The organism is Pseudomonas sp. Eqa60 (assembly GCF_018326405.1).
Classification (GTDB): domain Bacteria; phylum Pseudomonadota; class Gammaproteobacteria; order Pseudomonadales; family Pseudomonadaceae; genus Aquipseudomonas; species Aquipseudomonas protegens.
The window spans coordinates 3,153,015-3,167,908 of the sequence record NZ_AP024342.1 but is presented as its reverse complement, the minus strand read 5'-3'; the positions used below and the strand labels follow the sequence as shown (position 1 = coordinate 3,167,908).

14 protein-coding genes are annotated in these 14,894 nt (G+C 67.3%); 3 read left to right on the top strand and 11 right to left on the bottom strand.

The window, feature by feature from the left end; translation table 11 throughout:
- Positions 1-161 precede the first annotated feature (161 nt).
- The 9 genes from KI242_RS14650 to gspG form a co-directional block, all read right to left on the bottom strand.
- On the bottom strand, positions 162-1,340 hold the full coding sequence (locus KI242_RS14650) for a substrate-binding domain-containing protein (protein ID WP_077934022.1): 1,179 nt from the start codon (positions 1,338-1,340) through the stop codon (positions 162-164).
- Positions 1,341-1,465: 125 nt separating this feature from the next.
- Entirely contained in the window at positions 1,466-2,644 is a 1,179-nt protein-coding gene (locus KI242_RS14645) for a substrate-binding domain-containing protein (RefSeq protein WP_011061052.1), read from the bottom strand.
- 537 nt (positions 2,645-3,181) lie between these two features.
- Positions 3,182-4,393 carry a type II secretion system inner membrane protein GspF gene (gspF, locus tag KI242_RS14640; protein WP_212806310.1) on the bottom strand — a complete coding sequence of 404 codons (1,212 nt, stop codon included), beginning with the start codon at positions 4,391-4,393 and terminating at the stop codon, positions 3,182-3,184.
- Complete coding sequence (gene gspE / locus KI242_RS14635; protein ID WP_212806309.1) at positions 4,393-5,814, bottom strand: type II secretion system ATPase GspE; 1,422 nt, start codon at positions 5,812-5,814, stop codon at positions 4,393-4,395. Before gspE ends, gspF begins: the two co-directional genes overlap by 1 nt.
- Positions 5,815-6,034: 220 nt before the next feature.
- Entirely contained in the window at positions 6,035-8,419 is a 2,385-nt protein-coding gene (gene gspD / locus KI242_RS14630) for a type II secretion system secretin GspD (RefSeq protein WP_065363918.1), read from the bottom strand.
- Positions 8,416-8,982 carry a type II secretion system protein GspM gene (gene gspM / locus KI242_RS14625; protein WP_015635434.1) on the bottom strand — a complete coding sequence of 189 codons (567 nt, stop codon included), beginning with the start codon at positions 8,980-8,982 and terminating at the stop codon, positions 8,416-8,418. Before gspM ends, gspD begins: the two co-directional genes overlap by 4 nt.
- Positions 8,975-10,189: a type II secretion system protein GspL gene (gene gspL, locus KI242_RS14620; protein WP_065363916.1), complete on the bottom strand. Its 1,215-nt coding sequence runs from the start codon at positions 10,187-10,189 to the stop codon at positions 8,975-8,977. The genes gspM and gspL overlap by 8 nt, the downstream gene beginning before the upstream one ends.
- The gene (gene gspK / locus KI242_RS14615) at positions 10,186-11,166 is read right to left on the bottom strand and encodes a type II secretion system minor pseudopilin GspK (RefSeq protein ID WP_019094873.1); all 981 of its coding nucleotides are present in this window, start codon (positions 11,164-11,166) and stop codon (positions 10,186-10,188) included. The genes gspL and gspK overlap by 4 nt, the downstream gene beginning before the upstream one ends.
- Positions 11,167-11,174: 8 nt before the next feature.
- Complete coding sequence (gene gspG, locus KI242_RS14610) at positions 11,175-11,624, bottom strand: type II secretion system major pseudopilin GspG (RefSeq protein WP_011061045.1); 450 nt, start codon at positions 11,622-11,624, stop codon at positions 11,175-11,177.
- A 148-nt stretch (positions 11,625-11,772) separates the two neighbouring features.
- On the opposite strand from gspG, the gene gspI reads away from it, so the two are divergent.
- The gene (gene gspI, locus KI242_RS14605; protein WP_011061044.1) at positions 11,773-12,159 is read left to right on the top strand and encodes a type II secretion system minor pseudopilin GspI; all 387 of its coding nucleotides are present in this window, start codon (positions 11,773-11,775) and stop codon (positions 12,157-12,159) included.
- 3 nt (positions 12,160-12,162) lie between these two features.
- On the opposite strand, the gene KI242_RS14600 is transcribed toward gspI, so the two are convergent.
- Positions 12,163-12,603 carry a type II secretion system protein N gene (locus tag KI242_RS14600; protein ID WP_015635431.1) on the bottom strand — a complete coding sequence of 147 codons (441 nt, stop codon included), beginning with the start codon at positions 12,601-12,603 and terminating at the stop codon, positions 12,163-12,165.
- A 118-nt stretch (positions 12,604-12,721) separates the two neighbouring features.
- Here KI242_RS14600 and KI242_RS14595 point away from each other — a divergent pair, with 118 nt between their 5' ends.
- Positions 12,722-13,183, top strand: coding sequence for a GspH/FimT family pseudopilin (locus tag KI242_RS14595; RefSeq protein WP_041117922.1), 462 nt, complete (start codon positions 12,722-12,724; stop codon positions 13,181-13,183).
- Positions 13,180-13,791, top strand: coding sequence for a type II secretion system minor pseudopilin GspJ (gspJ, locus tag KI242_RS14590; RefSeq protein ID WP_041117921.1), 612 nt, complete (start codon positions 13,180-13,182; stop codon positions 13,789-13,791). The genes KI242_RS14595 and gspJ overlap by 4 nt, the downstream gene beginning before the upstream one ends.
- 126 nt (positions 13,792-13,917) lie before the next feature.
- Here gspJ and KI242_RS14585 read toward each other — a convergent pair whose 3' ends face one another.
- Positions 13,918-14,868, bottom strand: a complete 951-nt coding sequence (locus KI242_RS14585) for a FecR domain-containing protein (RefSeq protein WP_212806308.1) — start codon at positions 14,866-14,868, stop codon at positions 13,918-13,920.
- Between the last annotated feature and the right edge of the window lie 26 nt (positions 14,869-14,894).

Below are 14,894 nucleotides of genomic sequence, written 5' to 3'. Positions count from 1 at the left end.
CGCTTGTAGGGCCCAGGGCGCGCGTCACTGCTTTAGGGGATAGGCCGTTGGCGCGAGGCGCGACCGAACGGATGTCACGGAAAATTCATCTTTGGGGTGCAGGGTGTCGCCCCTGCCCCTGCGTGCCACGGCGGCAGGCAGGGGCAAGCGGCGCTGGCCGGCTAGAAAGGTCGGCCAATGGCGTTGCAGATATTGGGGTTGCCGATACTGCGCAGGCTGGCGGGCGTCACGAAGGCGTTCCGTATCGCGGCCTTCCAGATCGCCGGCAAGGGTTGCAGGTTGTTGTTGAGCAGTGCCGCATCGTTAGTGACCAGCGAACCGTACTGGCGGGCAAAGAACGCCCGCACCTGGGCGGTTTGCGTCGCATCGGCGTAGCACTGGCTGAAAATCGCGGTGCTAAAGCCCAGGATCGGATAACCGACGCTGGGAAATGGCACCACCGAGGGGTCATTGCCATCGAACGAAGCGGCGAACACCGGTACCCACCTGATGGGGTCGCTGAACGGGCCGGTCGATAGGTTCGCCGTCGGCGGGCTGATCAGGCTGATGGCGTTGACGATGTTCGCCGGTGTCGGGGCTATCCCCCCTACCCGCGCTACCTTGCTGCCATCTTCCAGCCCGGCAAGGGTGCTGGATGCGTGGCTCGAACCGATGAAGGTCACACTCCCCGGGGTTGCATTGAGCACTTCCATGATCTGGGGGCTGCCCTGCGCGCTCTTGGCGGTCTGTGGCACCGAGGCTGGATAAGCGTTGGCGAAGAACCGGGTCACCGCGAAAGGCCCGGCCGGTTCAGAGCACTTGGCATTGAGAAAACGGGTAAACAGCTCGGTGGTGCCACTGGGCCCTTGCGGGTAGACCACCGTCAGTGGTCCGTAAGTGCCTGCACCGCTCGACAGGTACTCCCAACGGTCCAGCCGGCCCGAGAAGATCCCGCACACGTCATTGACGCTCAGGTCCAGGTTGCCAATGCCGGCCTTGTTGAAGCGGATCGCCACCGCCGTGGCGGCGACGGGCACCTGGATCAACGGCCCCCAGCTCGCGCCATGGGCCATGGAGTAGCCGTCGAGCTCGCTGCCTCTCAACTTCGATTCAGTGGCCACCCAGTGCACGTTCCGGGCAGGGGCGCCCGGAATCAGGCGGTTGTAGTCGTTGTTCAGAAAGGCTTCCTTGTCCCCGAGATCAGAGCCGATGTAGGGCGCAAAACCCGCCGTCAGTACGCCGGGCGCCAGGTAGTACGACTGCGGCAGCGTCGACCCGCCACCGTTGATATCCGCCAGGGCCAACTGGGCACATAGGGCGCTGCCCACCAGTGACGTGGCTAACCAATGCATTTTGAACATGACATGACTCCTGTCGTATCAGGACGGGCGAGCACTCGTGCCGGACCGTTGTGCCGAGCATGAAAAAAATCAGCAACGGTCGAAACCGTTGCTGATCCGGGTGCTGCAGGTATCGGACGCGAAAGTTACAGCGGACGGCCGATGGCGTTGCAGACGCTGGCGTTACCGATGCTCAGGCCGCTGGAGGCAGTGACGAACGAGTCACGTACTGCGGTTTTCCAGGCAGCTGGCAGAGGCACGAAGCGGTTGTTGTTGATGGCGGTGTCGTTGTTCACCAGGGCACCGTAGTGACGGCTGAAGAAAGCCCGTACTTGCGAAGTCTGGTTAGCGTCGGCGTAGCACTGGCTGAAGATCAGGTTGGTGAAGCCCAGGATTGGGTAACCGCTGGTTGGGTACAGGCGCAGGCTCTTGTCGCTTGGGTTGGCGTCGATGTTGGCCTGGGAAGTGAAGACAGGAACCCACAGGTTCTGGTCGCCACGAACAGTGGTATCAGGCACGGCAACCGCGGCGATAGCCGAGGAAACGTTGGCAGGCGCCGGGGAAACGCCAGCCACCTTGGCCACCTTGGTAGCGTCGTCCAGGCCGGCCAGGGTCGGCGCGGCGTAGTCCGGGCTCATGTAGGTGATGCGACCGTCGCCAGCGTTCAGCGCGTCCATGACGCCTTGGCTGGTAACAGCGGCAACCGCACCGGCAGGCAGGCCGCCCGAGTAGCTGGAAGCGAAGTTGGTGGTCACGGCGAAGGTGCCGGTCTCGGCGCACTTGGCGTTCAGGAAGCGGGTGAACAGCTCGGTGGTGCCGCTGCTTTCATTGCGGTAAACCACGGTGATGGCGCCGGTACGGCCCGAAGTCGGAAGCTGCTCCCACTTGGAAACGCGCCCCGAGAACACGCCGCACAGGTCATTGACGCTCAGGTCAACGGCGGTGGAACCCGCCTTGTTGAATGGAACGGCAACCGAAGTGGCCACCGAAGGCACCTGGATCAGCTTGCCCCAGGCCGCTTGGTGATTGTCTTCATAACCTTTGAGCTCTGCTGCGCTGAGCTTGGAATCGCTACCGGCCCAGTGCACGTTCTTGCCGGTGGTGCCGGCCACGAACTTGGTGTAGTCGTTGTTCAGGAAGGCAGCCTTGCCGTTGCCGCTGCCTACGCCGATGTAGGGAGCGAAGCCGGCGGTCAGTACGCCAGCGGTCTGGTACAGCGGTTGTGGCAGGGTTGCGCCACCGCCGTTGATATCAGCCATTGCAGCCTGTGCCGAGCACAGGGCAGCCAGGGTCAGGGATGCCGCGAGAACGTTGCGCTTAAACATGAAGAATCTCCTTTCGTCGTGTTCGTACGTTGGGTGAATAGCTCTTGCATGACGCCATGGCACTCGGGCCAGAAGCCTTGATCCAGACGGCTTGATGGGTGAGGCCATGGGGAGAGAAGTTCGCAGTTTCCGGTGACAGATAAAGGAAAAAACCTCGGGAGAAAGCGGCTGTTTTTGCAAAAGATTCTCGGGTGTTTGTCGGAGGTTTTCGCGCCTTTCCCGGGAAAATGACCGCCAGGTTGCCGGGGCTGGAAGCGGCATTGCCCTGCAAGCGCCGAGGGGGCTGGCCACCGGGTCTGAACATGACAGAACGAGGAACCCGAGGTTGGCGGCTTGCCCGGTCGGGAGTGAGGCACGCGGCGCGAAATTTTATGGCTGCCCTGCCCTGTGCTTCGCACCACCGCTTCGCTCTCGTAGGAGCCGGCTTGCCGGCGAAGAGGCCCGCCAGCCCTGCATCGCCGCTGCCGACGCCTTCACTGGCAAGCCAGCTCCTACGGACCGGGCCGGACGGGGTCAGGTCAGGTCGGGTCGTGCGGTTCAGGTGACCAGCTGGTTGATCTCGATGATCGGCAGCAGTACCGCCATCACGATCACCAGCACCACACCGCCCATCACCACGATCATCAAGGGTTCGAGCAAGGCGGTCATGCCCATGGCCCGGCGCTCGATATCCCGCGACAGGGTCTGCGCCGCCCGTTCCAGCATCGGCGGCAAGGCGCCAGTCTTCTCGCCGCTGGCGATCAGGTGGATCAGCACCGGCGGAAAGACTTTTTCCACCCGCAGCGCCGCCGCCAGGTTGGCGCCTTCGCGCACCTTGGCCGTGGCCTCGATCACGCTCTGGCTCAGGCGGTCGTTGGACAGGGTCTGGCGCGCCGCTTCCAGGGCCCGCAACAAAGGCACCCCGGCGCTGCCGAGGATCGCCAGGGTCGAGGCAAAACGCGCGGTGTTCAGCCCCAGGACAAAGCGCCCGATCAGCGGCAGGCGCAGGATCCGGCTGTGCCAGTTCAAGCGCGCCCGGGGGTTGCGCAGGTACACCCGCCAGCCCCAGAACCCGGCGACCATGGAGGCAAAGCACAGGCCGCCCCAGGCACGGATGAAATCACTGGCATTGAGCATGGCCAGGGTCAGCCCCGGCAGGTCCTGGCGCGCCTGGGAGAAGGCACTGACCACCTGAGGCACCACATAGCTGAGCAGGAAGATCACGATGCCGATGGACACCAGCCCCACCACCCCCGGGTAGATAAAGGCGGTGAGGATCTTGCCCCGCAGGCCGTTGCGCTCTTCGATGTAGTCCGCCAGCCGCTCCATGACCTGGGCCAGGTCGCCGGACTCTTCGCCGGCGGCGATCAGCGCCCGGTAGATCTCCGGAAAATCCCTGGGCCGCGCCGCCAGGGCCTCGGCCAGGCGCATGCCGCTGCGCACATCCGCGCGCACCGCGCTCAGGGTCTGGGCGATGTGCTTGCGCTCGGCCTGCTCCACCGTGGCGCTCAGCGCGGCCTCCAGCGGCAGGCTGGCCCCCAGCAGGCTGGCCAGCTGGCGGGTGGCCCAGGCCAGGTCGTTGTCCGAGAGCCTGGGGCGCAGCAGCCCCCCTGCTCCGCCGTCGCCGCCGTTGCCATCGAGCTGCACCAGCAAGGCGGTCAGGCCGCGGCTGCGCAGGCTGGCGAAGGCCGCACCCTGGCTGTCGGCTTCCAGGTGCCCGGATTCGATCTTGCCGAGGGCGTCGGCGGCTTCATAGCGATAGCGATTCATCAGGCGTCCCGTGTCACACGCAGGATTTCTTCCGGCGCGGTGGCGCCGCTGCGCACCCAGCGTTCACCGTCCTCGCGCATGCTGAACATCCCGGCCCGGCGCGCGGCGGCACGCAGGGCCTGCTCCTCGGCGCCCTGGTGGATCAGGCTGCGCACATCGTCATCGATGCAGAACAGCTCATGGATCCCGGTTCGCCCGCTGTAGCCGATGTGGTTGCAGGCCGGGCAGCCCACCGGGCGCCAGGTGCCGGGGTTGGCCGGGTCCTGCTCCTTGCACTGGCTGCACAGGCGCCGCACCAGGCGCTGGGCCAGCACCCCGAGCATCGACGAGGCCAGGAGAAACGGCTCCACCCCCATGTCGATCAGGCGGTTGACCGCCGATACCGCGTCGTTGGTGTGCAGGGTCGCCAGCACCAGGTGCCCGGTGAGCGAGGCCTGGACCGCGATCTGCGCGGTCTCCAGGTCGCGGATCTCGCCGATCATGATGATGTCCGGGTCCTGGCGCAGGATCGCCCGCAGGGCCAGGGCGAAGGTCATGTCGATCTTGGCGTTGACCTGGATCTGGCTGATGCCCGGCAGGTCGTATTCCACCGGGTCCTCGACGGTGAGGATATTGCTGGTGCTGGCATCCAGCCGGGCCAGGGCCGCGTAGAGGCTGGTGGTCTTGCCGCTGCCGGTGGGCCCGGTGACCAGGACGATGCCGTGGGGCTGGCGGATCAGGGTATCCAGGCGCGCCAGCAGGTCCGGGTCCATGCCCAGGGTCTCCAGTTGCAGGCGCCCGGCCTGCTTGTCCAGCAGGCGCATCACCACCCGCTCGCCATGCCCGGTGGGCACCGTGGACACACGGATATCGATGGGCCGCCCGGCCACCCGCAGGGCGATGCGCCCGTCCTGGGGCAGGCGTTTTTCGGCGATGTCCAGCTGGGCCATGATCTTGATCCGCGACACCAGCGCGCCGTGCAGCGCCTTGCGTGGCGACACCACGTCGCGCAGGGTGCCGTCGACCCGGTAGCGCACCACCGAATAGGTCTCGAAGGGTTCGATATGGATATCGCTGGCCTCGTCCCGCGCGGCCTGGGTGAGCAAGGCGTTGATCATGCGGATTACCGGGGCGCCGTCCTGGGTGTCCAGCAGGTCGGTGATTTCCGGCATGTCCTGCATCAGGCGGTCCAGGTCCACCTCGTTCTCCGCCGCCCCGACCACCGCTGCTGCGCTGCCGGTGTCGGCGTAGGCGGTGGCCAGCAGGCCGTCGAGTTCCTCGTCGCGAATCCGCTCCAGGCGCGCCGGGCCGAACTGGCGGCGGGCTTCGCTGATGGACCAGCCAGGCGTCGAGGGGCACACCAGCAGCACCGCGCCCTGCTCGGTGTGGCGCAGGAGGATGCGCTGGGACTTGGCCCAGGCGTAGGGCAACTGGGTGGTCATGGCTGTGGCTCCTTGTGGGGTGCGGCGCCATTGCGTGGGCTGCCACGGTGAAACCCGCGATGCCCGACGGCCTGGAAATGAATGGGGGCATCCCCCATAAGGCGCCGGCTTGCCAGCGCAGGCGCCAGCAAGATCAGCGCCCGATCCACGGGCCTCATCGCCGGCAAGCCGGTGCCTACGAAGGGCTTGGCAGCCCGGATTTGGGACCCCTTTGCCCCGTTCATTGCACCGGCACCGCGCGAATCGGCGCCCGCGGCGTCTGCGGTACGCCCTGCAGGGACACCGGCACTGCCCCGGGGATCGCCTTGCTCGCCGCCGGCAGTTGCGGCGCCTGGATATCCGGCATCACCCAACTGCGCTCCGGCTGCAACTGGCCCTGTACCCGGCGCATGAAGTCATAGCGATTGAGGGTAATGCTGCGCCCCGCGCCACTGTCGCGAATGATGTAGGGCCGCAGGAACACCATCAGGTTGGTCTTGGTCACGCTGCGCTTGTCGTTGCGAAACAGCACCCCGAGCCCGGGGATGTTCGACAGCCACGGCACTGCGTCGTTGCTCTGGCTGTAGCCGTCCTGCAGCAGGCCGCCGAGCACCATGATCTGCCCGTCATCCAGCAGGATGCTGGTGTCGATCGCCCGCTTGTTGGTCACGGTGCCGGCGTCCACCGAAGCCCGCTGGTCGACGCTGCTGACCTCCTGGTAGATATCCAGCTTCACCGTGCCGCCTTCGGAGATCTGCGGCCGCACATTGAGCTTCAGGCCCACTTCTTCACGCTGCACGGTCTGGAACGGGTTGTTGCTGGTGCCGCCACCGCCGGTCACATAGCTGCCGGTGACAAAGGGAATGGTCTGGCCGACGAAGATGCTCGCCGCCTCGTTGTCCAGGGTCAACAGGTTGGGCGTCGACAACACGTTGGTGCCGCCCTTGCTCTTCAATGCCCGGGCCAGGACCTTGAGGTCCAGCACCTTGCCGATCCCCGGGATGTCCACCGTGCCGTTGACCACGCCGACGTTCAGGCCCTTGGGCAACACGTCGATGCTGGTCTTGCTCGCCGGCGTGCCCACCAGCCCGCTGCCGCCGAGGTTGACCCCGCCAAAGCCGCCGCGCCCGGCGAGATTGCCGGCCTGCCACTGCACGCCGAACTCGCTGGCATCGTCTTCGCTGACTTCGACGATCAGGCTCTCGATCACCACCTGGGCGCGACGCTGGTCGAGCTGGTCGATGACCTCCCGCAGGTTGCGGTACAGCGGGTCCGGCGCCGAGATCAGCAAGGTGTTGGTGGTGGCATCGGCCTGGATGGTCACGCCACCGGCACTGAAGGCGGTGTTCTGGTCATTCTGCTGGCCCGTGCCGCCCTGGCCGGCGCTGCTGCCCTGGCCGTAGGCACCACTGCCGCTGCTGCTGTTGTTGAGGTTGCCACTGGCGGTGGGCGTGCCGCTGCTGTTCTGGCTCGCTCCCTGGGCGCCCTGGCTGTTGCCGCCCATGCCGCTGAGCATGGCCCGGGCGCCGTCGCTGCCGGCGCTGTCGCTTTCCCCGGTGAGCAGCCCGCGTAGGGCCTGGGCCAGCTTGCCGGCCTGGGCGTTGCGCAGGTACACCACGTGCAGGTTGCTGGGGTTGCTCTGGGCGTTGTCCAGTTTGTAGATCAGGTTGCGCGCCAGTTCGGTGCGCTCCGGGCTGCCGGCGCGGATGATGATGGAGTTGGAGCGCGGGTCGCCGATCACGCTGATCTTCTGGGTCTGGTCGGCGCCCTGGGTTTCCAGCAGTTCGGCGACCATGGTGGCGATGTCCACGGCGATGCCGTTCTGCACCGCCACCACATCGGTGTCGATGGCGCTCGGGGTGTCGATGCCGTTGATGATCTGCGCCACCCGCTGCAGGTTCTCCGCGTAGTCGGTGACCACGATGGTGTTGTTGCCCGGGTAGGCATTGATCGGGTTGTTCGGCGAGACGATGGGCCGCAGCACCGGAATCAGGTTCACCGCATTTTCATATTGCAGGCGGAAGGTGCGGGTCAGCATGCCGTTGCCCGCCGGCTTGTCGGCGCTGTAGATCGGCCCGCCCAGCAGCTTGGCGTCGGCTTCGGGCACCACCTGGGCCACCCCGCCCACGTCCACCACGGAGAAACCCTGCATGCGCAGGGCCGCCAGCAGCATGTCGTAGGCCTGGTGCGCCGGCACCTGGCCTTCGCTGACCAGGGTCAGGTTGCCCTTGACCCGTGGGTCCACCAGGAACTGCTGGCCGGTGGAACGGGACAGCGCGCGCACCACCGCCTGGATATCGGCGTCGACGAAGTTCAACTGCACCGGCTGATCCCCCAGAGGATTGCGCGGCACGCTGGTGCTGCGCGACGTGCCCTGGGCGCGGCTGCTGCTGGTCACCGGGTGCAGGACTTTCGGCCGTTGCGCCTGTTGCGCCTGCAAGCGCTCGCGGTCCGCCAGCAGATCGCCGCTGCGCCGGGTGTCGGCCAGGGGCTGGCCCAGCTCGCTGTCCACCAGCAAGGGCGGCGGCGTGGTGGAGGTGGTGTTGCTGCAAGCCCCCAGCGCCAGCAGCAGAAAAGGTGCGGCCTTGCGACACTGGCGCACGTAGTTGGAACCTGACCACTTCATGAAGCTTCCTTAGCGCCCTGCGCCTGATCCATGCGAACGGTCCCGGACAGTGTGCCTGCCGAGTCTTGGGCGGCGGCCGCGTCTGCGCGTTGCAGACGAGCCTCCACCACCTGCAGTGAAAACTGCCGGGGAGCCCCCAGCAGCCAGCCGACCACGGCATCCGCCGGGGCCTGCTCAAAGGTCAACCGCCAGCTCTCGGGGCCGGCTTGATCCGCGTGTTGCAACTGGTAGCGGCCCTGGAGCCCGGCCGCATCCAGGGCCTGGCGCAGGGCCTGTTCCAGGCTTTCGCCCGGGGCATTGCGAGGGCCCGCCGCGACCTCGTGCAGCAGCACTTCCAGGGCCTCGGCCTGGGAGCGCAGCTTGGGTGTCTCGGCTTGCCAGTAGTCGATCTTCTTCAGCGGCGGCTGGATCAGCAGCAACCACAGCAACAGCCCCAGCAACCCCAGGGCAGTGGCCCCCAGCAAGCGCTTTTCCCGCAGGGCCAGGCCGTTCCAGTGGCCCAGGGCCTGGGCCCGCAGGCGCGACCAGCGCGCCCGATACGGCGCCAGCATGGCCTTATTCATTGTCTTCTCCCGTTGCCTCGGCTGTGCTCTCTTCGGCTGGAGCCTGCCCCGGGGCCAGGCTCCAGCCATTGCCCTGGGCCTGGACGCTGTAGCCGGCCTGGATCAGGGCCCCCTGCCAGGCGCTGTCGGCGGTTTTCGGGGTGTCTGGCAACAATTGGAGCTGCAAGCGCTGCCCGGAAAACTCCAGGCTTTGCACGCTGCCCACCATGAACGGCATGGCCAGCCCCGCCTGGGCCAGCAGGTGGGCGAAGCCCTGGCTCGGGTCCGCCGCAGCGCCGCTCTGGCGCGCCGCCAGTTGCTGGCGAGCCTGTTGCAACGGATTGAGCACCACCGGCAATTCGGGGAATACCTGCTTCACCCGCTGGCTCATCTGCGCCTTGAGCCGCTGCCCCTGCTCTGCCTCGCGGGCGGCGTACAGGTTCAGGCCCAGCACCCAGACCGCCACCGCCAGGGCGCAGCAGCCCAGGGCCCGGCCCCAGCCCTGGGGGGCGCGGGTGCCGGCCAGCGCGCCGCTGTGCAGGCCCCAGGAAGGCGGCGTGCCGCTCCAGCGCAATTGCGCCGGCAGGGGTTGTGGCGCTGGCAATGGTTGCCCCGGCAGCGCTGGCACTTCGCCGATCCAGCACAGCTCGCTGGCGCTGGCGCGCAACTGCTCCAGGGTCTCGGCCACCAGGGGCTGCACGCTGCCCTGGGTGGCGCTCTGGCGCACCAGCAACTGCTCGTCCAGCAGGCACAGGTTGATCTGCCCCGGGGGCGGCACCGGCAAGGCGTAGGGCGCCGGGTACAGGCCGGCGAGCTTCAACCCGGCCTGCTCCAGCAGCCGCCCCAGGGCCTGCAGGCGTTCCCGGGGCAGCCAGCTCAGCGCCACCTGACCCTCTGCATCGCGGGGGCCGTGGGCCACATGCATCTGTTCACTGGGGCCGAGGATCAGCGCCTGGGCAGCGCAGGCCACCGCGGCCTTGATCCGCGCAGCGGGCAATTGCGGCAATGGGATCTGGGTCAGCAGGCTGTCCAGTGGGTGCAGGAAACACTCCACTGCGGGCGGCTTGTCCCCCTTGCCCGGCAACCCCAGCTGGCCCAGGGCACAGCAACCGGTATCCGTGACCCGCCCGCCGCGATCGAGCCTTGCAAAATCCACCCGGCACTGCTGCGGCTGCTCGGTGCCGAGCAACAAATCCAGGGGCGGCAGGCCGATGCGCAGGCGGCTCATGCGCCCACCCGCGACCAGATCACCTGGGGCATGCGGTCCTCGGGACGGTGCAGCAGCGCTTGCAGGCTGACCCGGCGCTGATCACGGCGGGCCTGGCCCTGAAGCAGGAACCACTCGCTGGTGATGCCGACCTTGATCTGGTCCACCTGCAACTGCGGCAGGCGCAGGCGATTGACGAAATCGCCACGGTTGATGAACCAGTGCCCGGCGTCACGCTCGGCCACCAGGGCCCGGGCCCGGGACAGATCCAGGCCTGGCACCGCCGCCACCAGCACCTCGGCGCTGGCGGTGTTGCCGTTGATCCAGGTATTGCCCGGCAGGATGCTCACGTACGGCTCCAGGCGCGCCAGCAGTTCCGGGGTCACGCCCTCAAGGCCCAGCAAGTCGTCCAGGCTGCGCAGCATCGGCTGCCTGGGCGCCAGGGTCTGCGCCGCAGCGCCTGCCGAGGTCTGGCGACCGCTGTTGAAACTGCCATGGCTGCTGGTGGCGGCTGGCGCCTGCAGGCGCTGGGGGTAGGAAGCGATCACCCGCTGGCTGATGCGCCGGCCCAGGGCGCCGTCGATGCCGATCAGTTGGCACAACTGCTGGAAGCTCTGCAGTTGCCCCGCATCCACCTGCTGGTTGAACACCAGGTTGCGCAGGTTGAACTTGCCCTGCAGGTCTTGCAGGTGGCCCTGGAACCCGGCGTTGAATCCACCCAGGGCCTGGTCGCCGATGGGCCGCGCCCAGGCCTGGTCGAGGCGTGTCAACACATCACGCTGGCGCGCGTCCCAGAGCAGTTGCCGGCTGTATTCCAGGCCGCCCTGAAGCACCCCGGCAGCGACGATCCGCGCCTGTTCGGCTTCCACCGCACGGGTGAAAGAGGTTTGCCGGGTAAGCATGCCCCCGGCGATCACCGCCACCACCGCGGCGATCAGCAAGGCGCTGATGATGGCCATGCCACGCTGCTTCGCCGCACTGGGCGAATGGGCTTTCACGACCGGCCCTATAGTTGCCAGGAGCCGATATCGGCATTCACGCCGTCGCCGTCGGGCTGGCCATCGGCGCCGAGGGAAAACACATCCACTTCGCCGTTGGCACCGGGGTTGAGGTAGTGATACGGGCGGCCCCAGGGGTCATTGGGCAGACGTTCCAGGTAGGAGCGCCAGTTGCTGTCCTTGGCATTGGCCGGGCGCTCCACCAGCACCTTCAGGCCCTGGTTCATGTTCGGGTAGCTGCCGTGGTCCAGGCGATAGAGCTTGAGGGCCTGCATGAGCCCGGCGATGTCCTGTCTGGCCGCCGTGGCCCGTGCCTGGTCCGGGCGATCCAGGACTTTGGGCACCACCATGGCTGCCAGGATCCCGAGGATCACCACCACGACCATGATCTCGATCAGGGTGAAGCCACGCTGGCCGCGCAGGCCTCGGGGCGGGGATGTTACAGGCGCGATATCCATCTCGACATTCCTTGGCGTAAGTTCGATTCGTCGCGCAGTGTTGCAAGAAGATATGTCAGTGGTATTGAAAAACCTCGGGAGTTTCGGTCGCCATTCGGTCAAGCCCGCAGGCTAGTCTGCGAGGCTGTTTCCCGGTCTCGAGCGGCCCATGCAAGCCCTGCGCAAACAAGCTGGTTTCACCCTGATCGAAGTGCTGGTGGCCCTGGCCATCATTGCCGTGGCGATGGCTGCGGCGGTGCGCGTGGCGGGCCTGATGACCCAGAGCAACGGCCTGCTGCGGGACAAATCCCTGGCCTTGCTGGCGGCCCAGAGCCGGGTCGCCGAAGTGCGCCTGGAAGGCCGCCTTAACAGCGGCGTGAAGAACCTCGACTGCGACCAGGGACGGCTCAAGCTGCGCTGCGAAACCCGCATCGCCCCGGGCAGTGCGCCGGGGCTGGTGCGGGTGCAGGTGCAAGTCAGCGACCGCAGCCGCGAGGCGCCGCCGCTTGCGCGCCTGGAAACCCTGGTCAGCCGGCCGCAGGTACAACGCCAGTGAGGCCTAGCGGGTCAACCGCGGCAGCTCCGGTGAGTCCGGCAGCTTGCTGACCTTGATCCGCGACTGCTCGGCGCCGCGCTCGATCAGCACGCCGTCGGCCTCGATCGCAGCCAGGCGCACACCCTGGGTCAGGGTTTCCCCGGCCAGGAAGCTGCGCGGCGGGCCATCGTTCAGATGCAGGATCGCCACTGCGCCACGGGCCCCGGCCATGACCCCGGACACCTTGATCTGCACCTGGGCCGGCTGGTTGGCAAACCACTGCAGGGCCGGGTTGTCGGAACGCGCGGCCAGCACCTGGGGCGCCACCGCCGGGGTCTGGGATTCGGCCGGGGTCAGCAGCAGCGACGACCAGGTGGCGACCCCACCCAGGGCCGCCAGCAAGGCCGCGTACTGCAGCAGTCGAGGGGCATCAAGGCGCGGGGCGAATGACATGGCACGTAGCATCGGGGGGACCTCCTGTTTGTCCGTGCCCCCAGCCTACCGCTCAATTCTCACGGTTTTATTTCACCGGACGATCATCTGCGTCTGGCAGGCTGGCCCGAGGGCCAAGGAGTGCAATCCGATGCAGGCAGGCAAGCAACAAGGCTTCACCCTGATCGAGCTGATGGTGGTACTGGTGATCATCGGCATTGCCAGCGCGGCCGTGGGCCTGAGCATCAAGCCCGACCCGCTGCAACTGCTGCGCAAGGACGCCGAGCGCCTGGCGCAACTGCTGCAAGTGGCCCAGGCCGAAGCCCGCGCCGATGGTCGGCCGATCACCTGGCGAGCCACGGCCAAGGGCTTTGCCTTCAGCCGCCACAGCGAATCCGGAGGCGGCATCGATGACTTGCGTGACGACCCCCAACTGCGCCCCCGGGCCTGGGAAACCCCGGCGCTGCAAGTGCGCATCGAACCCAGGCAGCGCCTGGTATTGAACGCCGAATGGATCAACCCGCCGCTGCGCCTGGTGTTGTCCGACGGCCAGCACAGCCTGAGCCTGGAACGCAGCGCCGCCGGCCAACTGCGGGTGGTGACCCAGCCATGAAGCGTCGGCAGCAGGGGTTCACCCTGATCGAAGTGATGGTGGCGATCATGCTGATGGCGGTGGTCAGCCTGATTGCCTGGCGCGGCCTGGACAGCGTCACCCGGGCCGACAGCCATCTCAAGGCCAGCACCGAACAGACCGAAGAACTGCTGCGCACCCTCAACCAGCTGGAACGTGACGTGGCCCTGCGTGCTGGCACCCAGCTGCGCGAGCCGGCCCTGGGCGACAGCGAAGAAGCCGAGCCCGACAGCCCGGCCCCACTGAGCGTGCGCAGCTCCGACAGCAAGGGCTTTCGCCTGGAGGTGATACGCAGCGCCGCCACCCCGGGGGAAGGCTTGCAACGGGTGCGCTGGTGGCTCAAGGGCGACACCCTGTACCGCGCCGTGGCCGAGCCCCGCGACCGCTACCCTTTGCCCGCGCCGCGCGACGGCGTGGCGGTGCTGAACCGGGTCAGCGACCTGCAAGTACGGGTCTGGGATGCCGACAAAGGCTGGCGCCAGCTCAGCGGCAACCGCCAGGACAGCCCCCTGGGCCTGGAGATCCGCCTGGTGCGCCAGACGCCCCAGGGCGAAGAGCGCTACCGGCAAGTGCTGGGGCCGTTGCAATAACCCTCTCCCGTAGGAGCCGGCTTGCCGGCGAACCGCGTAGCGGCCAGGCCCTGAGAATTCGGCAAATAGCGCCGGCCCCTTCGCTGGCAAGCCAGCTCCTACAGGGGGCTGTTGGTGTTTCGCGGATCAGCTCAGGAGCACCACGCCGCCGGGCAATTCGGTGCACTTGGCACCGTAGGCGTCGCGGATCAGCAAGGCCACGCCAGCCAGCTGGTTGAGGTTGAAACGCGCCTGGACCTTGCGCTTGCCCAGTTCGGCATTGAGCAGCACCAGCATTCCCGGGCGGTAGCGATTGATCTCGCTGATCACCGTGTTGAGGCTGGCGTTGTCGAACACCAGGACCTGCTCGCGCCAGGCAATCACGCTGTGGATGTCCACCACCTGGGGCTCGCCGATGCTGCGCGGGTCGTAGGTCAGCTGGCGGCCGCTGTCCAGGCCAATGCTGCGCCCGGCCACGTCCACTTGCAGGCTGCCTTCGATGCAGGTGACGCACACCTGGTGGTCGGTGTTGCGCAGGTTGAAGCGCGCCTGGCGCGCGCTGAGCCAGCCCTCGCCGGCCTGGACCTTGAGCGGCTGCAGGCGCTGGCTGAAGACTTCCACTTCGCCTTCCAGCAGTTCGATGCCCTGCTCGCCCGCGCCCAGGTCACGCCGGCTGATGCGGGTCTGGGTGTTGAGCTCCAGGCTCACGCCCTCGGCCAGATCCACCCGGCGCTGTTCGCCGACTTCGGTGGCAAAGTCGGCGGTCAATCCGGCAAAGCCGCCCGGCACCGTGAGCCGCACCATGAACAGCGCCGCCGAGGCCGCCAGGGCGCCGCCAAGAAAGGCCCGACGGCCAAAGTGCCGCGGCCGCGCTTGCTGTTCCAGCAGCGCCGCGGCCGGTTGCAGGCAATGCCACAGGGCCTTGGTCTGCTCGAAGGCGGCCGCGTGCTGCGGGCTTTGCCCACACCATTGGCGCAGCGCCCGGGCATCGGCGGCGGTGGCCTGCCCCGACGTCAGAAGGACCAGCCAGTCCCGGGCTTCGCTCAGCAACTGCTGGTCCGCCGAGGCCTGGGAGGTGGAGATGCTAAAAATGTTCAAGCGCGCAGGTACTCACGGATTGATCA